Origin of the sequence: Micromonospora sp. WMMD734 (assembly GCF_049178975.1) — a bacterium.
Classification (GTDB): domain Bacteria; phylum Actinomycetota; class Actinomycetes; order Mycobacteriales; family Micromonosporaceae; genus Micromonospora; species Micromonospora wenchangensis.
This window is the reverse complement of the sequence record NZ_JBMHMK010000001.1, coordinates 6,315,929-6,337,642: the sequence shown is the minus strand read 5'-3', so window position 1 is coordinate 6,337,642 and position 21,714 is coordinate 6,315,929. Positions and strand designations below refer to the sequence as shown.

Sequence of the window (21,714 nt, the reverse complement as noted above, 5' to 3'; positions counted from 1 at the left end):
CGGTCAGCGTCCGCCGCCGGGCGGCCAGGGGGCGGCCGGGCGGGGGCCGTACCAGCCGGGCGGGCCGTAGCCGGCCGGGTACGCCGGGGGCGGCGGCGGGGCCAGCACCACCGGGATCGGCACCACCGGCGAGTCCGGGGCGTCGACGACCCGCTGCGTGCCGTCGGGGAACCGCAGGTGGTAGCGCTGCCCGTCCCAGACCCCCACCGGCGTCTGCGGGTCCCGGCCGACGAAGAACGACCGGTACGCCGCGATCGTCTCCAGCAGCTGCCGTTCCTCCCGCAGGGTGTTCTCCCGCTCCGCCGGTTTGCGGTCCAGGCCACGCCGCATCCCGTCGCGCAGCAGCGCCAGCCGGGTCGCGGCGAACTGGTAGCCGCGCATCGCGCGCAGCCCGGCGTCCCCGCCGACCCGCCGGGCCCAGGTGCGGGCGGCGTGCCGGCGGCCCAGGCTGCCCAGGGCGGCCACCTCGGGCGGGCTCAACCAGCCCGCCCGCACGTAGTCGGGCAGGGTCCGCTCGGTGAGCCGCCCCTCCCAGGCGCGCAGCCAGACCGCGAAGCCGACCATGCCGAAGAAGATCGGCACCATCACCGCGACCATCCCGTAGAAGAAGATCACCGCCTGGCCGGTGGCCTGCACCAGCGTCGGGATCAGGTTCCAGGTGCCGTGCAGCATCATCGCCAGCAGCAGGCCGGCGACCGGGGCGAGCACCCGGACCCGCCGGTCGGCGGTGCGCGCGGCGATGCCCAGCCCCACCCCGGTCATCGAGGTGAACAGCGGGTGGGCGAAGCCGAAGAAGAGGATCCGGGAGATGAAGATGACGATGACGTTGCGGACACCGGTGGCCGGCCCCCACTGGTCGACGCCCGAGGCGTACCCGAGGCCACCCAGGTAGAGGATGTTCTCCACCATGGCGAACCCGACGGCGGACAGCCCGCAGTAGACCAGGCCGTCGGTGATCCCGGACCACTCCTTGCGCCGGAAGATCAGCAGCAGGATCGGGCCGAGCGCCTTGGTCAGCTCCTCGATGAACGGGGCCACCAGCACCCCGGTCAGCGACGACGAGACCCCCCAGTCCTTGAACAGGGCGGCGAAGGTGTTGTTGACGGTCAGCGACGCGGCGGTCGAAACGAACGCGCCCCAGGCGAAGCAGAAGATCAGGTACTTCAGCGGTTCGGGTTCGTACCTGTCGAGCCAGAGGAAGCAGGCGACCAGGACGGGCACCGGCAGGATCGCCGCGGTCACCCCGACCAGCAGCGCGTCCAGACCCAGGTTGGAGCCGAGCGTGTAGAGCATGTAGACCGCGCAGGCCGCGATCAGCAGCACCACCCCGGCCAGCACCAGGACCCGCCGCCAGCCGAGCCGGCGCAGCGGCATCCGGGGCGCGGCGGCGTCCGGCGACGGTACGGCGGGCGCGGGCGTCAGCGGGGGCCCGCCGGGCGGGGTGTCGGCCATGTGGATCAGCGTAGTCATCCCCGGCCCGTTCGGCCGGGCTCTCCCGGTGCGCGACGGCACGGTCCACGGCCGGGGCGACCCGGGGGCGGCGCGGTCGGACGAGCCCAGGGACGGCGCGGTCGGGTCAGCCCAGCGGCGGCGCGGTCGGGGGTTTCGGGGCGGCGTGCTGCTCCGCCGGGCCGCCGCCCGGTTTGTCCTTGTCGCCGAACGCCTGCCGGACCAGCCGGTTGGCGTCCTCCTGCTCGATGCCCGAGGCGACCAGCAGGTCACTGGCGGTCGTACGCACCTGGGCGATCACCACACTGCCGGAGAACCCGACCCCCTGGTCGTACGCCCGGCCGGCCTCGCTGACCGCGCGCAGCGACCGTTCCCGGGCCCGTTCCGGCTCGTCCCCGGCGGCGAACTCGTGGCGCAGCAGGCGGACCGACTCAGCCAGGTGGACCACCGCGTCGGGCATCGGCTCCGGAACCGGCTCGTCGTCCTCGATCATGGTGACCGCGCGCCGGATCAGGGTGCCGCTGTTGCGCATCGCCCGGTCGATCGGGTCGGCCGCCTCGGCGTAGTGGGTCAGTTCGCTGCGCCGGTGCCAGCGGGCCGGGGAGAGCGTGCTGGTCTCCTTCGCCCCCTCGATGGCCTCGGTGAAGGTGGCCAGTTCCTCCTTGTTCTCGCGGAGCCGGTCCAGCGCCCGCTGGGCGGCGCTCCGGTCCCGGTCACGCAACGCCTGGGCGCAGACGTCGAGCTGGTCGGCGAGCAGGTCGAGCGCCGGCCGGGCCGCCCGGTTGATCACCCGGAGCGGGTTGAGCGGCAGCAGGATCGCCGTGACCAGCAGGGCGATGCCGCCGCCGACGAACGCGTCGACGAACCTGGGCAATTCCAGATCCTCGGTGGACGGGCTCAGCGTGACGATCAGCACGGCGGTCGCGGCGGCCTGGATCACCACCGCGACGCTGGCCCCGAAGAAGGTGGTGAGCACGATCGCCGCGGTCACCACCAGCCCGAGCTGCCAGCCTCCGGTGCCCAGGAAGTAGATCAGCACGTCGCCGAGGAACACCCCGACCGCCACCCCGACGATCAGCTCCACGGTCCGGCGCAGCCGCTGGCCGACCGAGGCGGCCAGGGTGCCGACCGCCGAGATCGGTGCGAAGACCGGTTGCGGGTTGCCCAGCAGGTGGTGCGACACGATCCAGGCCAGCGCGGCGGCCAGCCCCGCCTGCACGGCCAGGCCCATCGCCAGGTGCACCTGGTGCAGCCGGTCGCGCAGGGTGGCCCGGCCCCGGTGGCGCAGGTAGGCCACCGCCTCGGCGATCCGCGCGGTGTCGACGTCGTCCCCGGCGTCACGCAGCCCGGTCCGATGCAACAGTGACGGTCGTCGGTCCCGGGCCAGCGCCATGGCGGGGACTACCCGCGCCACACCGGTTCATCCCTGCGGCAGAATCGTCCGGGTGACCGAGCTGATCGACAGGTGGGTGGCGGCGGCGCTCGCCGCCGGGGCCGCCGCCGGGCCGGCGCTCACCGCCGCCGGGGTCGACCTGCTCAACCGCTGGCGGGAACCGCACCGGCGCTACCACACGGAGCACCACCTGCGGGCGGTGCTCGACCTGGTCGACCGGCACGCCGACCTGGCCGACCGGCCGGAACGGGTCGCGCTCGCCGCCTGGACGCACGACGCCGTCTACGACCCGCGCGCCGCCGCCGACGCCAACGAACGGGCCAGCGCAGAACTGGCCGGCGACCTGCTCACCGGGCTGGGGGTGCCGGCCGGCACGGTGGCCGAGGTCCGCCGGCTGGTGCTGCTCACCGCCGGGCACCGCACCGCGCCCGGCGACCGTGACGGCGCGTTGCTCTGCGACGCCGACCTGGCCGTCCTGGCCACACCCCCCGAGGTGTACGACGGGTACGCCGCCGCGATCCGCGCCGAGTACGCGCACGTGCCCGAGGCGGACTTCCGTGCCGGCCGGGCCCGGGTGCTCGACGGGCTGCTCGCCCTGCCGACCCTGTTCCGGCTGCCCCCGCTGGCCGCCCGGTGGGAGGCACCGGCCCGCGCCAACCTCCGCCGCGAGCTGACGTCCCTGCGCTGACCTGCCGGCCGACCGTCGACACCCCGGGGTGCGGGCCGACCGGCGTCAGCGGCGGGCGAGGTCCCCGGGCAGGTCGGGGCGGTTGAGGTGTTTGGGGCGGCGCAGGCCGGCGGCGTACAGCAGGCGGACGATCTCCCGGCTGGGCACCACCCGGGCACCGAGCCACACCGCCACGGCGAACCGGTCGGCGGGGATGTCGTAATGGTCCCGGTCGAATCCGCGCCGGGGCACCCCGAGCATCTCGGCGAACACGTGCAGCTCCGCCGGGGAGACGTCGCTGATCAGGTGCGACCAGAGCCGACCGCGCCACGGCCAGGCGGGCCGGTCCAGGTACAGCATGGCGGCCAATCTAGCCGCCGGTTAGCCTCGGCCGCATGGCTGGCTCCCTCCTCCTCGACGACCTGCGGGCGGCTCTCGGCGACGAGGCCGTCCTCACCGATCCGGATCTGCTCCGGCTGCACCGGCGCGACGAGGCGGACCTCTGCGCCGCCGGCACGCCGCTGGTGGTCGTCCGCCCCCGGGACACGGCACAGGTGGTGGTGGTGGTCCGGGCGGCGGCCCGGCACGGCGTACCCGTGGTGCCGCAGGGGGCGCGGACCGGGCTGGCCGGCGCGGCGAACGCGGTGGACGGCGCGGTGGTGGTGAGCACCGTCGCGATGACCGCGATCCGGGAGATCGACCCGGTGGCCCGCATCGCCGTGGTGCAGCCGGGCGTGGTGAACGCCACGCTGGCCCGCGCGGTGCGGGAACAGGGCCTGTACTACCCGCCCGACCCGGGTTCCTGGGAGTCCTCCACCATCGGCGGCAACGTCTCCACCAACGCCGGCGGGATGTGCTGCGTCAAGTACGGGGTGACCACCGAGTACGTCCTCGGGCTGGAGGTGGTGCTCGCCTCCGGCGAGGTGCTGCGCACCGGCCGGCGTACCGCCAAGGGCGTGGCCGGGTACGACCTGACCCGGCTCTTCGTCGGCGCGGAGGGCACCCTCGGCGTGATCACCGAGGTCACCGTGGCGCTACGGCCCGCGCCGGAGGAGTCGCTGACGATGGTGGCGGTCTTCGACTCGACCGCCGGGGCGGGTACGGCGGTGGCCGGGATCGCCGCGCAGGGCCTCACCCCGAGCCTGCTGGAACTGCTGGACCGGACGCACCTGCGGGCGATCGAGGCGTACCGGCCGATGGGGTTGCGGACCGATGCGCAGGCGCTGCTGCTCGCCGCCGCCGACACCGGCCCCCGGGCGGCGGACGACCTGGCCCGGATCGCCGGGGTCTGCACGGCGGCCGGCGCGCAGGAGGTCTACGCGGCGACCGACGCGGTGGAGGCGGCGGCGCTGCTCCAGGCCCGCCGGCTGGCCCACCCGGCGATGGAGAAGTTCGCCGTCGACACCTACCCGGACGGCAACGGCGGGCTGATCATCGACGACGTGGCGGTGCCCCGGGGGGCGCTCGCCACGCTGCTGGACGGGGTGGCCCGGATCGCCGACGAGTGCGGGGTGCCGATCGGGGTGGTCGGTCACGCCGGTGACGGCAACCTGCACCCGAACATCGTGGTGGACCGGGCCGACCCGGCGAGCCTGGAGCGGGGCCGACGGGCCTTCGACGAGATCATCCGGCTCGGGCTGGAACTCGGTGGCACCTGCACCGGCGAGCACGGCGTCGGGCTGCTCAAGCGGGACTGGCTGGCCCGGGAGATCGGCCCGGTCGGCGTCCGGGTGCACCAGGCGATCAAGGCGGCGCTCGACCCGGCGGGGCTGTTCAACCCGGGCAAGGTGCTCTGAGCGGGCCGGCTCGGCTCAGCGGGTCGGCTCGGCCGGGGTGGCCTGGGTGAGCAGGAGCAGGATCTCGCCGGCCACCGCCGGGCGTTCCTCACCCGGGCAGTCCTGCGAGGTGATCAGACCAGCCGTGGTGAGCAGGCTGGACGTCAACGCGTCGATGCAGGTCGCCCGGTACCGGCGGGCCTGGTCGGTCTCCTGGGCCAGCCGCGGGTCGGCCAGCAGCCGGTGCAACCGCTGCACCTGTTCCGGGTCCAGCGAACCGGCCGAGGTGACCCCGTCGCCGGCGCAGTCGGCGCACTCCCACCGGCCGTCCGGCTCGACGGTCAGCGAGCGTAGTGGACCGTCCTCGCCGAGCTTCTGCATCAGGCTGACCCGGGTCGCCCCCGGCGCTGTCGTGCCGCCCCGACCCTCCGCCGTGGACCCGCCCTGCCGGTCGACCAGCGCGCAGCCGGTCAGGGTGACCGTCATGACGGCGGGGACGAGGAACGCGCGTGACCACTGAGGGGGAACCACGGGCCGGAACCTATCCCACCCCGCTGCCATCGGGAACCGGCCGACCGGCCCCGCACCGCCGCCCCGGGTCCGGTCAGCGCGACGATGTCGGCAGGTGCAGCGGGCCGTCCTCCACCCCGTCGGCACCCCGGTCGGCCGCGAAACCCCGCACGTCGGGGGCACCGAGGCGGGCCGCGTCGGCGGTCGCATCGTCCGGCATGAGCTGCGACTCCCGCTCGGCCTCGACCCGGGCCCGGTAGTGCGCGATCTCCCGCTCCCGGGTGGCCGCGTCCCAGCCGAGCACCGCCCCCATCAGCTCCGCCGTGTGCCCGGCCGAGTCGAGACCCCGGTGGGTCGTCTCGAAGGAGATCCGGGTACGCCGGGTCAGCACGTCCTCCAGGTGCAGCGCCCCCTCGGAGCGGGTGGCGTAGGTCACCTCGGCGGCCAGGTACTCCGGTGCGCCGGCCAGCGGCGAGGCGAGCAGCGGATCGGCGGCGATCAGCGCCAGCACCTCCAGGGTGAGCGTGCCGTACCGCTCCAACAGGTGTTCGACCACCCCGACGGGCACCCCGTGCCGGCGGGCCAGGTCGGCCCGGTCCCGCCACATCGCGGCGTAGCCGTCGGCGCCGAGCAGCGGCAGGTCGGCGGTGCGCGAGGGGCGTACGCCGCCGAGCCGGTGGGCGGCCCGGTCGACCACGTCGGCGGCCATCACCCGGTAGGTCGTGTACTTGCCGCCGGCCACCAGCAGCAGTCCGAGCATCGGCTCGAAGACGGCGTGTTCCCGGGAGAGCTTGGAGGTGGAGTCGGCCTCACCGGCGAGCAGCGGACGCAGCCCGGCGTAGACGCCCTCGATGTCGGCGCTGGACAGCGGCCGGTCCAGCACCAGGTTGACCTGGTCGAGCAGGTACTGGATGTCGCGGGCGGAGGCGGCCGGGTGGGAGCGGTCGAGCCGCCAGTCGGTGTCGGTGGTGCCGATGATCCAGTGCCCGCCCCAGGGGATGACGAAGAGCACACTGGTCGCGGTGCGCACGATCAGCCCGGTCTCGCCGGTGATCGCCGAGCGGGGCACCACCAGGTGCACCCCCTTGGAGGCCCGGACCCGCACCCCGGGGCGCAGCCCGACGTCGTTGAGCATCCGGGACATGTCGTCGCTCCACACGCCGGTGGCGGCGATGACGGTACGGGCGCGTACCTCGAACTCGGCGTCCGGGGAGCCGGGGGGCGCCTCCAGGTCACGGACCCGGACCCCGGTGACCTCGCGGGCCTGCCGCACCAGCCCGACGGCGCGGGCGCTGCTCACCACGGTCGCGCCGAGGCTGGCGGCGGTGCGGGCCAGGGTCACCACCAGCCGGGCGTCGTCGACCTGCCCGTCGTAGTAGCGGATCGCCCCGGCCAGCGCGTCGGCCCGCAGGCTGGGGAAGACCCGGCGGGCGCCCTCACGGGTCAGGTGCCGGTGCAGCGGCATCCCCCGGCCGGTGCCGAACAGCCCGGCGAAAGCGTCGTAGGCGGCCACCCCGGCCCCGTAGTAGGAGCGGCGGAACAGCCGGGCCGGCAGGTCGCGCAGCCCCCGCCCGGCGGGGAGCGGGATCAGGAACGGGACCGGCCGGACCAGGTGCGGGGCGAGCCGGGTGGCGAGCAACCCTCGCTCGGTCAGCGCCTCGTGGACCAGGTGGAACTCCAACTGTTCCAGGTAGCGCAGGCCGCCGTGGATCAGTTTGCTGGACCGGCTGGAGGTGCCGGCGGCGAAGTCGCGGGCCTCGACCAGGGCGACCTTGAGCCCCCGGGAGGCGGCGTCGAGCGCGGCCCCGGCCCCGGTCGCCCCACCTCCGATGACCAGTACGTCGAACCGCTCGGCCCGGAGCCGGCGCAGGTCGGCGGCGCGGCGCTGCGGGGAGAGTTGACCGGCGGCGGATCGGGTCACATTGGGGTCACGCACCCGTCCACCGTAACCCGCCGGGTCCCGCCCGCAGCAGGCCCGGAACCGGCCAGATTCCCCGCCGCCCACCTGGTTACGCTGAGCAACACCCACCCGGATCGGCTAGATTACGCTCCGTAATCAGCTTCCCGTCGACTCCCCCCTCCTCGCACACCGCCCCCCACTGCCGCGACCAGCCCGATCGCCGCATCTCCCGCCCACACTCCACCTCCCTCCCTCGGCCCCTTTGCTCTGCTGCTCTCCACGCGACGCGCACTTTCAGTGACCGCTGCGTCCAGGGCAGCAGAGCAAAGGATCCGCAAGGTAGCGTCCACACCCCACCTTCCGTCACTTTCCGTGACCACGGGACGGAGTCGGCGACCGGGGAGAACGACGGAACGCGGGAGGTGGAAGCAGCGGCGGGCGGGACCGGCGTCGGACCGGCACCGCCGACGGACGGCGCCGTACGTCGTACTGTTTCCGGATGTTGGCCGACACACCACCTCCGCCGGGCTACGGCTTCCCGCCGAGCGCCGCCGCCCGTCCGTCGAGCCCGTGGCCGGTGGTGGCCGCCGCCCTCGCCGGCGGCTGGACGGTCACCCTCGCCGTGCTGCTCCAGGCGGTCGGCTGGTCGGTCGAGCAGTTGCAGGTGGCCGCGGGCTGGGACCGGCAGGCGTGGCTCTGGCCGGCGCTCAGCCTGGCCACCGCCCTGCTGGTCGGCCTGCCCGCGCTGCTGCTGGCCCTGCTCCCCCGCTCCCCCCGGGTCCGGGTCACCGGCCGGGTCTGGCTCGCCGCCGCGCTCGCCCTGGTCGCCCTCGGGTCGCTGCGGGCACTGCCGCAGGTCCACCACGAGGCGTACCTGGCCGCGCTGGCCGCGACGGCGACGCTGCTCGCGCTGCTGGCCGCCCGGCTGCCCGCCCCGGCCCAGCCGGCCGCCGCCATGCCCGCCCCGACCACCGCCCCCGAGGGCACCGACCCCACGCACGGGCCCGCCACACCCGCCGACCGTCACCGGCAGCGCAGCCAGCAGACCGACCACGGTCGCGGACCGGGTGGCGGGGTCGGCCGGCCGCAGGCGGTCACCCTGCTGGCGGTCGCCGCCGGGCTGGCGCTGCTGCTGCCGTGGGTCCGGTTCGGCGCGCTGGGCGGCCTGCTGGAGACGGTGCTCGCCGCGCTCGCCGCGACGGCGGTCGGTCTGCTCGCCGGAGCACTGCTCGACGACCGGTTCTGGGCCCCCTTCACCGGTGACGGGCCACCCCGGGCCGCCCGTACCGTGCTGGTCGGCGGCCTGGTCGCCGGCGTGGTCCTGTTGCTGGTCGGCGCGGGCACCGGCCACTCCGGCGTCCAACTTCCCGCGCTGCTCTTCGTCCCGCCCGTCGGGTTCGCGCTGGGCGCGTGCCAGGTGGCGGCCCGGCGGGCCGGCCGGCCCGCCGGGCCGGCACCGGTGCGCTGGCTGGTCGGCCTGGCGGTGTTCGGCCCGCTGGCGCTCACCGACCCGGAGGAGATCTCGGTCCTGCTGGCCACCACCCGCGACGTCCCGTACTGGGTCATGGTCGCCTCGGGCGTCGGGTTCGCCGTCGCGGTCCTGCTGGCCATCGGGTACGGGGTGCTGCTCGCCAGGCCGCGCGGGCGTGCGCCGCGCCGGCTGGTCGCCGCGTCGGGCGCGGCCGTCCTGCTGCTCACCGTCGGGGTGGTCGACGTGGCCGCCGGTCAGCCCGGCCTGTACGGCGAACGGCTGCTGGTGGTACTCCGCGAGCAGGCTGACCTCTCCGACATCCCCGCCGGCCCGCCCGGCCGGGCGGGCCGGGAGGCGCGGACCGCCGAGGTGTACCGCAGGCTCGTCGCCACCGCCGAGCGCACCCAGGGCGGGCTGCGCCGGGACCTGAACCGGCTGGGCCTCGACCCCACGCCGTACTACCTGGTCAACGCGATCGAAACCGACGGCGGGCCGGCGGTGCGGGCCTGGCTGTCCGGCCGCCCTGAGGTGGCCCGGGTGCTGGTCAGCCAGCGGCTCCGCCCGTTGCCCGCACCCGCCCCGGTCAGTCGGGGCGACCAGCCGGCACCGACCGGGCCGGAGTGGAACCTGCGGATGATCGGGGCCGACCGGGTCTGGTCGGAGCTGTCCGTCACCGGCTCCGGGGTGGTGGTCGGCAGCTCGGACTCCGGGGTCGACGGCACCCACCCGGCGCTGGCCGCCGGTTTCCGGGGCGGCGACGACTCCTGGTACGACCCGTGGAACCACACCCGCTCCCCCGCCGACTCCGGCGGCCACGGCACCCACACCGCCGGCAGCGCCGTGGGGCGGGACGGCATCGGGGTGGCGCCCGGCGCGCAGTGGGTGGGCTGCGTCAACCTGGATCGCAACCTGGGCAGCCCGGCGCACTACCTGGACTGTCTCCAGTTCATGCTGGCACCGTTCCCGGTCGGCGGTGACCCCTTCACCGACGGACGCCCGGCGCGCGCCCCGGACGTGCTGACCAACTCGTGGGGGTGCCCACCGGTGGAGGGCTGCGATCCGGGGGCGCTGCGTCCGGCGACCGCCGCCCTGGAGGCGGCGGGCATCCTGGTGGTGGCTGCCGCCGGGAACACCGGCCCGGACTGCGGGTCGATCGTCGACCCGCCGGCCCCGTATGCGGACGTGCTGACGGTGGGGGCGGTGAACCGGGACCGGGTGGTCGCCGAGTTCTCCAGCCGGGGTCCCGTCGCGGGTGGGGTGGTCAAGCCGGATCTGGTCGCCCCGGGGGAGGGCATCAGGTCCGCGATGCCCGGCGGCGGCTACGCCACGCTGGACGGCACCTCGATGGCCACCCCGCAGGTGGCGGGCGTGGTGGCGCTGATGTGGTCGGCGAATCCGGCGCTGGTCGGGGATCTCGCGCGGACCCGGAACATCCTGCGGGACACGGCGCAGCCGGCCGGGCCCGCCGACCTCAGCTGCGGCCCGGTGACGGCGTCGAGCGGGGCCGGGCTGGTCGACGCGTACGCGGCGGTGCGGGCCGCCCGCCGCTGATCGCTCCCGTCACCGGGGTGGGCCGGCACGGGCCGTGGTGGGTACGGGCCGTGGACACGGAACGGGGCGGACCGCTCGCGCGGCCCGCCCCGTTCGGGGTTGGAACTGGACTCAGAAGTCCATGTCCCCGCCACCCGGGCCAGCCGGGGCGGCCGGGGTCTTCTCCGGCTTGTCCGCCACGACGGCCTCGGTGGTGAGGAAGAGCGCCGCGATCGACGAGGCGTTCTGCAGCGCCGACCGGGTCACCTTGGCCGGGTCGATGATGCCCGCGGCCAGCAGGTCGACGTACTCACCGCTGGCGGCGTTGAGGCCGTGCCCGGCGTCCAGGTTGCGGACGCGCTCGACGACGACGCCACCCTCCAGGCCGGCGTTGACGGCGATCTGCCGCAGCGGGGCGTCCAGCGCGATCTTGACGATCTGCGCGCCGGTGGCCTCGTCGCCGGTCAGGTCCAGCTTGTCGAAGGCGGTCTTGCCGGCCTGCACCAGCGCGACGCCACCACCCGGGACGATGCCCTCCTCGACGGCGGCCTTCGCGTTGCGGACGGCGTCCTCGATGCGGTGCTTGCGCTCCTTGAGCTCGACCTCGGTGGCCGCGCCGACCTTGATCACCGCGACGCCACCGGCCAGCTTGGCCAGCCGCTCCTGCAGCTTCTCGCGGTCGTAGTCGGAGTCGCTCTTGTCGATCTCGGCCCGGATCTGGTTGACCCGGCCCTGGATCTGGTCGGCGTCGCCGGCACCGTCGACGATGGTGGTCTCGTCCTTGGTCACCACGACCTTGCGGGCGCGGCCCAGCATGTCGAGGCCGACGGCGTCGAGCTTGAGGCCGACCTCCTCGCTGATGACCTGGCCACCGGTGAGGATGGCGATGTCGGCGAGCATGGCCTTGCGGCGGTCACCGAAGCCCGGCGCCTTGACGGCGACCGACTTGAAGGTGCCCCGGACCTTGTTGACGACCAGGGTCGCCAGGGCCTCGCCCTCGATGTCCTCGGCGATGATCAGCAGCGGCTTGCCCGACTGCATGACCTTCTCCAGGATCGGGAGCAGGTCCTTCACCGAGGAGATCTTGCTGTTGACGATCAGGAGGTACGGGTCGTCGAAGACGGCCTCCATACGCTCCGGGTCGGTCATGAAGTACGCGGAGATGTAGCCCTTGTCGAAGCGCATGCCCTCGGTGAGCTCCAGCTCCAGCCCGAAGGTGTTGCTCTCCTCGACGGTGATGACGCCTTCCTTGCCGACCTTGTCCATCGCCTCGGCGATGATCTCGCCGACGGTGCTGTCACCGGCGGAGATGGAGGCGGTGGAGGCGATCTGCTCCTTGGTCTCGACGTCCTTGGCGAGCTTGGACAGCTCCTCCGAGACGCTGGACACGGCAGCCTCGATGCCCCGCTTCAGGGCCATCGGGTTGGCACCGGCGGCCACGTTGCGCAGACCCTCGCGCACCAGGGCCTGGGCCAGGACGGTCGCCGTCGTCGTGCCGTCACCGGCAACGTCGTCGGTCTTCTTGGCGACCTCCTTGACCAGCTCGGCGCCGATCTTCTCGTACGGGTCCTCGAGCTCGATCTCCTTGGCGATGCTCACACCATCGTTGGTGATGGTGGGGGCACCCCACTTCTTCTCGAGCACCACGTTGCGGCCCTTGGGGCCGAGGGTCACCTTCACGGCGTCGGCGAGCTGGTTCATGCCCCGCTCGAGGCCGCGGCGAGCCTCTTCGTCGAACGCGATCATCTTGGCCATACGGCGTTGTCCTCCTGGACACTCACGGGCCACCCGGGTGTTGTGCCCCGGACGGGCCGCCTGGTGTACGCACCTTGGGGACGTCGCCACCTGGCGACGACGACGTCCTCCTCGGTCGGGCCGGACAGCCCGCGACGACCGGCCATGTGCCACGCCGACGCCATCGAGACGCCTGTGTGACCGTGGCCCTACCGCCCCGACCATTGGCACTCATCGTATGCGAGTGCCAATGACTTGTTTAGCACTCTCCCCTGCCGAGTGCAAGCACGATGGGGCCGGTCAGCCGAGTTCCGCCACCAGTCGCGTGACGTTCACCGGCCCCTCCTGCGCCCGCTGCTCGGCGTACGTCACGACGAGTCCGACCAGCTGCACGAGGTAGGCGGGGAGCACCAGCACCGCGCTGACCAGGATCACCGCCACCGCGCCCACGGCGGTGCCCGGCGCGGTGAACGGGTCGGTGCCGAACGGCACGGTGCCGACCGACTCCACCACCCCGCCGAGCACGCTGCCGAGGAGCACCGCCAGTGCGACCAGCGCCACCCGGCCGAGCACCATGCCCAGCCGGTCGTGGAACATCCGGAACGAGCGGCCGACCGGGTTCTGCCCCTCGAACAGGTAGACCGGGCCGGCCAGGGCGAGGGCGAGGGCCAGGTAGACGCCGGGCAGCAGGCAGAGGCAGAACCCCACGCCGATGAGCACGCCCAGCACCAGCATCCAGCCCCACAGGCCGAGGCAGCGGCGCGCGCCGTAGCGCAGCGCGCCGGGCAGGTCGGCCGGCTGGCCGGCGGCCTGTCGGGTCACCACCCAGGTGCCACCGGCCCAACCGATGCCCTGCACCACCCCGAACGCCAGCGCGACCAGGAACACCGAGACGCCGTAGATCACCAGGTCGCTGAGGTAGTCCTCGGGCAACGAGCCGTCGGCGGGCAGCACGGTCGCGTCGGGTCCCATGCCGAGCGAGAGTAGGGACACCGCCACCGCCGGCACGACCTGGGTCAGCAGCAGCAACGGCAGCAGGGGCCGCCAGCTGCGTCGTACCGCGCCGGCACACCTGCCGAACCACCCCTCCAGGCCGGCGTACGGGGGGTTGACCAGCGGGTCCTCCGGGCCCCACCGGCCGGCGTACGGCGCAGGACCGCCACCCTGGCCGGGGTACGGACCGACCCCCGGCGGGAGGCTGCCGGCAGGCGGCTGGCCCCAGCCAGGCGGCCCGACCCCGGGCTGACCCCAACCGGGCTGACCCCACCCGGGCTGCCCGGACGGTGCGCCCCAGCCAGGCTGCCCGGGGGACGTGCCCCAAGCGGGTTGCCCGGAGGGCGTGCCCCAGCCAGGCTGCCCGGGGGACGTGCCCCAGGCGGGTTGCCCGGAGGGTGTGCCCGAGGGCTGCTGGCCGGAGGGCGTGCCCGAAGGCGGTTGCCCCCACGGGCCGCCCGGGGACCCGGCAGCGGGGTCGGGCGGGCCCGAAGGCGACTGGTCGGACATGAACCCTCCTCAGCGGGACGCCTGGACGGTTCACGATCTTTCCCGGCACCGGCCTGCGCCGCCAGCCGCCACCCGGACGGCCCGACGGGCCCGAACCCGCCCCGACCACCGGAGCGGCCCGGAGGTGAGACCCGCCCGACCGCCGGGGACGGCCCGGAGGTAGGAACCCCCGGCCACGGGGGCGGCCCTGGGGCGGGACCTGGTACGCCCCGTCACCGGGGAGGGGCGGGACCGGCGAGGAGGTCAGGCGATGACGCGGACCCGTTCGGCCTGCGGGCCCTTCTGGCCCTGGGCGATCTCGAACTCCACCCGCTGACCGTCGTCGAGCGCCTTGTAGCCGTCCATTTCGATGGCGGAGAAGTGGACGAAGACGTCCTGCCCGCCGTCGACGGCGATGAAGCCGTAGCCCTTTTCGGAGTTGAACCACTTGACGGTGCCCTGTGCCACGGTGCACTTCCTCACTCTGCGCGGCGTTCCCCAACTCCGGATTGCCGGCGGGCCGACAGCGGAGAGCCACCGTTCCGGCGGTCGGTGAGGGCCGCTGAATCGGTGACCGAAATCGCACGCTACACGAGGAGTGACGACAGCGCACGACCACAAATAGGGGCAAATCAGACGGGTATCGACCCGGTCACCCATCGGTGAACGTCGCTGCGGTATGCATGCCTGCATGACCTCTGCCCCGGCCCCACCGGCGACCCGCACGGCCCCCGTGCACCGGGTGCGTCCGCAGGACGCGGCCCGGATGCGGGCGCTGCGGCTGGAGATGCTCGCGGACGCGCCGCTGGCCTTCCTGGAGACGGTCGCCGAGGCAGCCGCCCGCCCGCACGCCGACTACGCGGCCCGGGTCGCGTACGTCTCCCAGGGGTGCCACACCGCCCAGTTCGTGGCCGACCCCGGCGGCCGGCTGGTCGGGCACGCGGGCGGCACCATCTCCCCCGACGAGCCGGGCCTGACGGTGGTCTACGCGGTCTACGTGACCCCCACGTGGCGGGGTACCGGCCTGCTCGGCGCGCTGATCGACGAGGTCGCCGCCTGGTCGCGCGCCTGCGGCCGGCCACAGCTCATGCTGGAGGTGGTGGTCGGCAACGACCGGGCCTGCCGGGCCTACCGTCGCCTGGGCTTCACCGACACCGGGGTACGCGTCCCGCACCCCAAGATCCCCGCCCTCAACGAACTCCAGATGCGCCGCCCCGCCTGACCCGCCGCCCCTCCCCCTCCCTCCCCTCCCCCTCCCCCGCCCCGCCCGGCCTCCCCCGTGATCAAGAGGTTTAGGTCAAGTGATCAAGAGGTTCAGGTCAACCAGCCGCCCGGATCTGACGCAAACCTCTTGATCACCGGGGCTGGCCGGACGGGGGCGGGACGGACGGGGTGGGGCGGGGCGGGCGGGGTGGGGTTTAGGCGGGGCGGCGGGACTGGATGATGCGGAAGCGGTTGGCCACGTAGGCGCCGTCGGTGAGGGCGGCGTTGGCGGCCGGGTTCGCGCCGCTGCCGTGGAAGTCCGAGAAGGCGGCGGACTGGTTGACGAAGACCCCGCCGGTGAGGTTGGCCGACAGGTGCACCCCGGCGTCGATCGCGGCGGCCTCGGCGGCGTCCAGCACCGCCTCGTCGGTGGAGTAGACGGCGGCGGTCAGCGCGCCGCACTCGCCCACGGTGGACCGGAGGATCTCCAGGCCGTGCGCGGTCGAGTCGGTGGCGATGACGAACGAGATCGGCCCGAACCACTCCCGGCCGTAGACCTCGGTGTCGGTGGCGGCGAGCTTGACGATGGTCGGCGTCCGGACCACCGCGTCGGGCAGCGCCGGGTGTGTGACGGTACGCGACTCCAGCACCGCCTCACCGACCTTGGTGACCTCGTCGAGGCGTTCCAACACCCCGTCGTTGACGATCGCGCCGGTCAGCTCCACCCCCCGGGCCGGATCGGCGGTGAGCTTCCCGACGGCGGCGGCGATGCCGGCGGCCACCTCGTCGAAGCTCTTGTGCCCCTGGTCGGTGTCGATGCCGGCGGCGGGGATCAGAATGTTCTGCGAGGTGGTGCACATCTGTCCGCTGTAGAGGGTCAGCGTGAAGCCCAGGTTGCGGCACATCCCGGCGAAGTCGTCGGTGGAGTCGATGACGACGGTGTTCAGGCCGGCCTTCTCGGTGTAGACGGTCGCCTGCCGGGCGTTGGCCTCCAGCCAGTCGCCGTACCCGGTGGAACCGGTGAAGTCGACGATCTTCACGGCGGGGTGCAGGGCCAGGGTGGAGGCGAGCTTCTCGCCGGGGGCCTCGGGGGCGAGCAGCACCAGGTCGGGGTCGAAGCCGGCCTCGGCGAGCACCTCCCGGGCGTACTTCACGGTGATCGCCAGGGGCAGCACCGCGCGGGGGTGCGGCTTGACCACCACCGGGTTGCCGGTGACCAGCGAGGCGAACAGCCCGGGGTACGAGTTCCAGGTCGGGAAGGTGTTGCAACCGATGACCAGGGCCACCCCGCGCGGCACCACGTGGAACGTCTTGGTCATCCGCAGCGGGTCGCCCTTGCCGGCGGCCTTCTCCCAGCCGGCCGTCCCCGGGTGCCGGGTCATCTCGGCGTACGCGTAGGCGATCGCCTCCAGGGCCCGGTCCAGTGCGTGCGCGCCACCGGCCTGGAACGCCATCACGAACGCCTGGCCGCTGGTGAACTGCACCGCGTTGGCCAGTTCGAAGATGTGCTTGTGCAGCCGGGCGAGGATCTCCAGGCAGACTCCCGCCCGGGTCTGTGGGCCGGCGTCGCGCCAGGCCGGCAGGGCGGCGGAGGCGGCGGCGACCACCTCGTCCGCGCCCGGGTGCGGGTAGCGCACGTCCAGGGCCACCCCGAACGGGCTCGTCTCGGTGGCCACCCGGTCGCCCGCGCCGGGCTGGTCGAGCGGGAAGTCCCCACCGAGGTACGCCTCGAAGGCGGCCCTGCCGTCGGCGGCGGCGGTCTCGCCGTACACCCGGGGGCTGGGCGATTCGGGGTAGGCGGACCAGTACCCGCGTTCGGTGATCGCGGTCAGCGCGCGGTGCAGGGTGTCGGCGTGCCTGTCGTACAGCGGGTGCGGGGTCTCCGTCATGCCCGCCATCATGCAACAGATCACGACCAGATCAGTAGGGGCGTGTCACAGTTCAGATGGTCAACTGCCACTCCGTGGACCCGGCCACCGGCCGGAACCCGAGCTGCTCGTTGATCGCGATCATGTGGCTGTTCGCCGCCGCGTTGTAGGTGTCGACCGCGCCCAGCTCCGGCTCGTACGCCAGGGTGTGTTCGAGGTTCTCGGCCTTGCAGAGCAGGCCGAGCCGGTGCCCCCGGTGGGCCGGGTCGACGATGGTGATCTGCTGCCAGGCGTGCCGGGTGGTGTTCGCGGCCAGGCTGAGCACGCTCCAGGCGACCAACCGGCCGGACGCCCCGTGCACGGCGGCGACGCTGTACCGGCGGACGCCCCGCGCGTCCAGCGCCCGCTCCATGCCCTGGAGGCGCTCGGCGTCCATCCGCTCGGGTTCCCATTCCAGGTCGCCCAGGGGTGCGTCGGCCAGCAGCCGACCCTCCAGGTAGGCGAGGTCGGCGAGGTGTTCCGGCGGCGGGTGGCCGTGCCAGCGGACGGTGCGGTAGCCGGCTGCGGTCGACTGCGCCCTGGCCCGCAGCGCCGCCAGCCGGTCCCGGTCGAGCGCGGTGACGTCGAGCCGGCGGCGGACGTCGACCAGCGCCGGCCGGGCGCCGAGCGCCGCCGCGAAGGCGGCCCCGGGAAACTCCCCCACCGGGGTGGCCCCGGCCGCTCCGGCCGACGGCTGCCCGCCCAGGCCACCCGACGCCGACGCACCCGGCTCATCGGGTGTCGTCCCACCCGGACCGCCTGACGCCGACGCACCCGGCCCGACCGGCGTCGTCCCGCCCGGGATCGCCCCGCCCGGCCCGTCCGGTAGCGGGGTCACGGCGGAGCCGACCACCCGCTTGCAACCGGCCTCCCGGAGCAGCCGCCGCGCGTGGGCGGCCAATGCCCGTCCCACTCCGCGCCGCCGGTACGCCGGATCCACGGCCAGTTCGATGCTGGCGTTCTCGGTGTTGTCCAGCAGGTGCAGGTTGATCCGGACCCAGCCGACGGGCACCCCGTCGAGCCGGGCCACCGACCACCTGGTGTCGATGCCGGGCATCGGGTGCCACAGCGCCGCCTCGAACCGTCGCCGGCACAGCGGCGGCAGGTCGGGCGATTCCGTCGCCTCGACCGTGGCCGCGATCCGGTAGGCCGCGTCGAGGGTGGGCTGATCGGTCCGGTCGATCGTTGCGATGTCCAGGGCCACGCCGCGAGTCTTTCCCGTGGACGACATCGGGGGCCAGCGGATTTCCGCTGGCCCCCGGTTCACGTTGGTCGGGAGGGACGTTCGCACAACGCCTCCGGCGTTGGGTCGCAAGAACTTGAAAAGTCTCCGGCGAAAGCCCTCCCGCACGGAGCATCTTCCGCCGCCCGGTTCCTGCCGTCAAGTCCTTCCCGGTGGGTTTTCACCACCCACCGCGAAAACCCGGTCACCCAGAGATCCACTCGGGCCGCCCAGCGCCCATGATCGACACGCGCACGGGGCCGACCACGCAGGGTGCGGGCGGCGCGCCGGGTTCAGGCGAGGAGGCCGGCGTCGCGGGCGGCCCGCAGGGACGGCTTGATCCGGTGGGTGGGGCCGACCTGACCGGCGACCGCGTCGATGGTCTTGAGGCCCTCGCCGGTGTTGAAGACGACCGTCTCGGCGGTCGGGTCGAGCCGACCGGACTCGACGAGCTTGCGCAGCACCGCCACGGTCACCCCGCCGGCCGTCTCGGCGAAGACGCCCGTGGTGCGGGCCAGCAGCCGGATGCCGGCGCGGATCTCGTCGTCGTCGACGTACTCCATCCAGCCGCCGGTGCGCCGGACCGCCTCCAGGGCGTACAGGCCGGCGGCGGGGTCACCGATGTTGAGCGACTTGGCGATGCCGGTCGGCCGGACCGGGGTGATGGTGTCGGTGTCGGCGTGCAGGGCGGCGGCGATCGGGTTGCAACCTGCCGACTGGGCGCCGAACACCTTCCAGCCCCCGGCCGGCGCTTCGACCAGGCCGATCTCGACCAGCTCGGTGAACGCCTTGTCGATCTTGGTGAGCAGTTCGCCGGAGGCCATCGGGATGACCACCTGGGCCGGGATCCGCCAGCCGAGCTGCTCGGCCACCTCGTACCCGAGGGTCTTGGAGCCCTCGGCGTAGTAGGGCCGGACGTTGACGTTGACGAAGGCGGTGTCCTCGAACTCGTCGGTCTCCACCAGCTCACCGCAGAGCCGGTTCACGTCGTCGTACGAGCCGTCGATGGCGACCAGGTCGCCGCCGTAGACGGCGGTGGTGATCACCTTGCCCTGCTCCAGGTCGCCCGGGATGAAGACCACCGAGGGCGCACCGGCGCGGGCCGCGTGGGCGGCCACCGAGTTGGCCAGGTTGCCGGTCGAGGCGCAGGCGAACCGCTCGAAGCCGAGCGCCTTCGCGGCGGTGAGTGCCACCGAGACCACCCGGTCCTTGAACGAGTGGGTCGGGTTGGCGCTGTCGTCCTTGACCCACAGCGGCGCGCTGATGCCCAGCTCGGCGGCGAGGTTGGGCGCGGCCACCAGCGGGGTCAGCCCGGGGTCGAGGGTGACCCGGGTGGCCGGGTCCTGGCCGGCGGGCAGGAGGGCGGCGTACCGCCAGATGTTCTGCGGGCCGGCCTCGATCTGCTCCCGGGTGACGCGGGCCAGCGCGGCGGTGTCGTAGTCGACCTCCAGCGGGCCGAAACACTCGTGACAGGCGTGCTGCGCGGCGAGCGGGTAGCGGGCGGAACAGGCGCGGCAGACCAGCGCGCGGGCGGGGCTGGCGGTGGTGTCGATACCGGGGGCGGCGAGCGTCGACGTCATGTCGATTCCTCTCATCTTTCCCCGCATCGCACCCTGCGGCGGGGACGGAATTGGCACCTGCCCCGCCGGACGCTCAGCGATGAGCGCGCGGGGTGGTTGCCGGGGCGTCGTCGGGCCGTATCCCTCAGCCCCTCTGGATGAGGTATGCAGTTGTGGGACCGAGTCTAGGCAGCTTCGCGGCCTTCGCCCAGCCGGCTTCCCACGGTGTGAGCCACCCCGCTGCCGGACCTCGGCCGGGCACCCCGGCCGGCACCCTTGTTTCGGGGAAGTTTCCAGCTCAACACGGCCGTACGCACCGGGCCGGGAAAGCCGTACGCCGGCCCCCCGGTCGGCCCCTGACCGCGCTCCGACAGGCCGACCCGGGCCGCCCGTGGAGCCGATGACCGATATTGCCATCGATCAGTACGGTGCGGTCACCTGATGTCGAGAGAGGACCCCCCGGCCATGCGACGGATCCCGTTGAGCCTCACCAGCCTCGCCCTGGTCTGCCTGCTCACCGCGTGCGGGGGTGAGCAGGGCCCGACGGAGGCGGCGACGCCCACGGTCAGCCCGTCCACCGAGCCCTCCACCGCCTCGGTGTTGAACGCGACCACGCCCGACCCGATGCCCACCAGCGCCAAGCCGGCCCCGCAGCAGAAGAGCGCCTCCGGCACCGCCCCGGCGGCCACCACCACCGCCCCGGCACCTGTGGTCAAGGCTCCGTTGACCTGCGCCCATCTGGCGGGCGCCAAGCTCGGCAGCAGCAAGACGCCCTACAACGGCTACCCGGACTACCTGCCGTTGACCGAGGGGCAGTGGTCGGGCGAGGACGGCGCGACCGTGACGCTCCAGAAGCCCTGCGGCATCGGCGACCTCGACGGCGACGGCGCGGACGACGCGGTCGGTGTGGTCTCGGTCAACTCCGGGGGCAGCGGCACCTTCTACACCGTCGCGGTGTGGCGCAACAGCGGCGGCCTGCCGGTGTTCCGGGCGCTGACCGACCTCGGCGACCGGACCCCGGTCGTGTCGATCAGTGTGGCCGGGCGGCGGGCCACCGTCGTCTGGTTGACCCGCAGCCCCAGCCGGGGCATGGCCGAACTGGACATCAGGCGCACGTCGGTCTACAAGCTCTCCGGCAGCACGCTCACCGAGGTGAGCCACTCCGACGCCCCCTACAACCCCTGACCGGACGGGTCGCCGGGGCCACCTGCCCCGGCGACCCGGATCGGTGGGTCAGACCGGCACCGAGCTGGGCTCGGACACCGGGGTCGCCGGGGCGTCGGAACGCCGGCCGCCGAGCAGCGTGTCGAGCGCCCAGGAACCCGGGCCAAGCACCGCGATCAGCAGGAACGACCAGCAGAACAGCGCGGACAGTTCCCCACCGTTGCGCATCGGCAGCAGCCCTTCGGGCTGGTGCACCACGAAGTAGGCGTACGCCATCGAGCCGGACGCGAGCAGCGCCGCGGGCCGGGTGAACAGACCGGCGAGCACGAGTGCGCCGCAGACCAGCTGGATCAGCGCGGCCCACCAGCCCGGCCAGGTGCCGAGCGGGACGGCCTTGCCGGTCATCGGGTTGCCGCCGAACAACCCGAAGACCGACGACAGGCCGTGCAGCATGAACAGCAGGCCGATGACGATGCGGTACAGGGACAGGGTCGGCCCGCCGAGCCGAGAGACGTTCATGGGAACCTCCATGGAAGGGATTACTTCCCACCCATGATGAGGCATCGAAGCACTTAAATCGATAAATTCTTTGTTACTGGGAAGATCCCGTCGCGAGACAATACCCCACCTTCCACACCCCGGGTCACCGCCCGCCGGCCGACGCCGGCCGACCGACCCCCACCCCGCCCCCACACCCCGGGCCGACCACCCGCGGGGCCGTCGGCGCGGCACGGAACATAATGATTGT

16 protein-coding genes, 1 pseudogene and 1 riboswitch are annotated in these 21,714 nt (G+C 73.7%); of the genes and pseudogenes, 5 read left to right on the top strand and 12 right to left on the bottom strand.

Features of this window, described 5'->3' with window-relative positions; all coding sequences use genetic code 11:
• Positions 1 to 3: 3 nt before the first annotated feature.
• Positions 4 to 1,519: pseudogene (locus ACN267_RS27525) on the bottom strand (PrsW family intramembrane metalloprotease).
• Between the two features lie 57 nt (positions 1,520 to 1,576).
• On the bottom strand, positions 1,577 to 2,836 hold the full coding sequence (locus ACN267_RS27520) for an FUSC family protein (protein ID WP_374760102.1): 1,260 nt from the start codon (positions 2,834 to 2,836) through the stop codon (positions 1,577 to 1,579).
• Positions 2,837 to 2,894: 58 nt separating this feature from the next.
• Here ACN267_RS27520 and ACN267_RS27515 point away from each other — a divergent pair, with 58 nt between their 5' ends.
• On the top strand, positions 2,895 to 3,530 hold the full coding sequence (locus tag ACN267_RS27515) for a metal-dependent phosphohydrolase (RefSeq protein WP_204957557.1): 636 nt from the start codon (positions 2,895 to 2,897) through the stop codon (positions 3,528 to 3,530).
• 45 nt (positions 3,531 to 3,575) lie between these two features.
• Here ACN267_RS27515 and ACN267_RS27510 read toward each other — a convergent pair whose 3' ends face one another.
• On the bottom strand, positions 3,576 to 3,869 hold the full coding sequence (locus ACN267_RS27510; protein WP_204957556.1) for a DUF4031 domain-containing protein: 294 nt from the start codon (positions 3,867 to 3,869) through the stop codon (positions 3,576 to 3,578).
• Between the two features lie 35 nt (positions 3,870 to 3,904).
• Between ACN267_RS27510 and ACN267_RS27505 the strand changes: the two genes are divergently transcribed.
• Complete coding sequence (locus tag ACN267_RS27505) at positions 3,905 to 5,305, top strand: FAD-binding oxidoreductase (protein ID WP_421489983.1); 1,401 nt, start codon at positions 3,905 to 3,907, stop codon at positions 5,303 to 5,305.
• A 15-nt stretch (positions 5,306 to 5,320) separates the two neighbouring features.
• Here the strand turns inward: ACN267_RS27505 and ACN267_RS27500 are convergent, their stop codons facing one another.
• Both ACN267_RS27500 and ACN267_RS27495 read right to left on the bottom strand, forming a co-directional pair.
• Positions 5,321 to 5,815 (bottom strand): hypothetical protein, encoded by a 495-nt coding sequence (locus tag ACN267_RS27500; RefSeq protein WP_281902497.1) that lies wholly within the window; start codon positions 5,813 to 5,815, stop codon positions 5,321 to 5,323.
• Positions 5,816 to 5,888: 73 nt separating this feature from the next.
• The gene (locus tag ACN267_RS27495) at positions 5,889 to 7,730 is read right to left on the bottom strand and encodes a glycerol-3-phosphate dehydrogenase/oxidase (RefSeq protein ID WP_372445935.1); all 1,842 of its coding nucleotides are present in this window, start codon (positions 7,728 to 7,730) and stop codon (positions 5,889 to 5,891) included.
• Positions 7,731 to 8,193: 463 nt separating this feature from the next.
• On the opposite strand from ACN267_RS27495, the gene ACN267_RS27490 reads away from it, so the two are divergent.
• A complete protein-coding gene (locus ACN267_RS27490; protein WP_421489982.1) occupies positions 8,194 to 10,716 on the top strand; it encodes a S8 family serine peptidase in 2,523 nt (840 codons plus the stop codon).
• 111 nt (positions 10,717 to 10,827) lie between these two features.
• Here ACN267_RS27490 and groL read toward each other — a convergent pair whose 3' ends face one another.
• The 3 genes from groL to ACN267_RS27475 all read right to left on the bottom strand — a co-directional run bounded on the left by groL (position 10,828) and on the right by ACN267_RS27475 (position 14,379).
• Positions 10,828 to 12,450, bottom strand: coding sequence for a chaperonin GroEL (gene groL, locus ACN267_RS27485; RefSeq protein WP_204957553.1), 1,623 nt, complete (start codon positions 12,448 to 12,450; stop codon positions 10,828 to 10,830).
• Between the two features lie 279 nt (positions 12,451 to 12,729).
• Positions 12,730 to 13,401, bottom strand: a complete 672-nt coding sequence (locus tag ACN267_RS27480) for a hypothetical protein (RefSeq protein WP_421489981.1) — start codon at positions 13,399 to 13,401, stop codon at positions 12,730 to 12,732.
• Between the two features lie 774 nt (positions 13,402 to 14,175).
• A complete protein-coding gene (locus ACN267_RS27475; protein ID WP_067305333.1) occupies positions 14,176 to 14,379 on the bottom strand; it encodes a cold-shock protein in 204 nt (67 codons plus the stop codon).
• A 223-nt stretch (positions 14,380 to 14,602) separates the two neighbouring features.
• Here ACN267_RS27475 and ACN267_RS27470 point away from each other — a divergent pair, with 223 nt between their 5' ends.
• Positions 14,603 to 15,133, top strand: a complete 531-nt coding sequence (locus tag ACN267_RS27470) for a GNAT family N-acetyltransferase (RefSeq protein ID WP_204957551.1) — start codon at positions 14,603 to 14,605, stop codon at positions 15,131 to 15,133.
• Between the two features lie 196 nt (positions 15,134 to 15,329).
• Here ACN267_RS27470 and paaN read toward each other — a convergent pair whose 3' ends face one another.
• The 3 genes from paaN to thrC all read right to left on the bottom strand — a co-directional run bounded on the left by paaN (position 15,330) and on the right by thrC (position 19,823).
• Positions 15,330 to 17,003 (bottom strand): phenylacetic acid degradation protein PaaN, encoded by a 1,674-nt coding sequence (gene paaN, locus ACN267_RS27465; RefSeq protein WP_281902489.1) that lies wholly within the window; start codon positions 17,001 to 17,003, stop codon positions 15,330 to 15,332.
• 52 nt (positions 17,004 to 17,055) lie between these two features.
• The gene (locus ACN267_RS27460) at positions 17,056 to 18,219 is read right to left on the bottom strand and encodes a GNAT family N-acetyltransferase (protein ID WP_421490513.1); all 1,164 of its coding nucleotides are present in this window, start codon (positions 18,217 to 18,219) and stop codon (positions 17,056 to 17,058) included.
• A gap of 317 nt (positions 18,220 to 18,536) precedes the next feature.
• Positions 18,537 to 19,823: a threonine synthase gene (thrC, locus tag ACN267_RS27455; RefSeq protein WP_204957549.1), complete on the bottom strand. Its 1,287-nt coding sequence runs from the start codon at positions 19,821 to 19,823 to the stop codon at positions 18,537 to 18,539.
• 8 nt (positions 19,824 to 19,831) lie between these two features.
• Positions 19,832 to 19,967, bottom strand: a riboswitch (SAM riboswitch).
• A gap of 276 nt (positions 19,968 to 20,243) precedes the next feature.
• Between thrC and ACN267_RS27450 the strand changes: the two genes are divergently transcribed.
• Positions 20,244 to 20,987 carry a hypothetical protein gene (locus ACN267_RS27450; protein ID WP_281902484.1) on the top strand — a complete coding sequence of 248 codons (744 nt, stop codon included), beginning with the start codon at positions 20,244 to 20,246 and terminating at the stop codon, positions 20,985 to 20,987.
• Positions 20,988 to 21,035: 48 nt separating this feature from the next.
• Here ACN267_RS27450 and ACN267_RS27445 read toward each other — a convergent pair whose 3' ends face one another.
• Positions 21,036 to 21,485 carry a DoxX family protein gene (locus ACN267_RS27445; protein WP_281902483.1) on the bottom strand — a complete coding sequence of 150 codons (450 nt, stop codon included), beginning with the start codon at positions 21,483 to 21,485 and terminating at the stop codon, positions 21,036 to 21,038.
• Between the last annotated feature and the right edge of the window lie 229 nt (positions 21,486 to 21,714).

Excerpts from the sequence above, each read along its gene's own strand:
- ACN267_RS27510 (WP_204957556.1), bottom strand. The coding sequence starts at position 3,869 with ATGCTGTACCTGGACCGGCCCGCCTGGCCGTGGCGCGGTCGGCTCTGG.
- ACN267_RS27505 (WP_421489983.1), top strand. The coding sequence starts at position 3,905 with ATGGCTGGCTCCCTCCTCCTCGACGACCTGCGGGCGGCTCTCGGCGAC.
- ACN267_RS27490 (WP_421489982.1), top strand. The coding sequence starts at position 8,194 with ATGTTGGCCGACACACCACCTCCGCCGGGCTACGGCTTCCCGCCGAGC.
- groL (WP_204957553.1), bottom strand. The coding sequence starts at position 12,450 with ATGGCCAAGATGATCGCGTTCGACGAAGAGGCTCGCCGCGGCCTCGAG.
- ACN267_RS27480 (WP_421489981.1), bottom strand. The coding sequence starts at position 13,401 with ATGGGACCCGACGCGACCGTGCTGCCCGCCGACGGCTCGTTGCCCGAG.
- ACN267_RS27470 (WP_204957551.1), top strand. The coding sequence starts at position 14,603 with ATGACCTCTGCCCCGGCCCCACCGGCGACCCGCACGGCCCCCGTGCAC.
- paaN (WP_281902489.1), bottom strand. The coding sequence starts at position 17,003 with ATGACGGAGACCCCGCACCCGCTGTACGACAGGCACGCCGACACCCTG.
- thrC (WP_204957549.1), bottom strand. The coding sequence starts at position 19,823 with ATGACGTCGACGCTCGCCGCCCCCGGTATCGACACCACCGCCAGCCCC.
- ACN267_RS27450 (WP_281902484.1), top strand. The coding sequence starts at position 20,244 with ATGTCGAGAGAGGACCCCCCGGCCATGCGACGGATCCCGTTGAGCCTC.
- ACN267_RS27445 (WP_281902483.1), bottom strand. The coding sequence starts at position 21,485 with ATGAACGTCTCTCGGCTCGGCGGGCCGACCCTGTCCCTGTACCGCATC.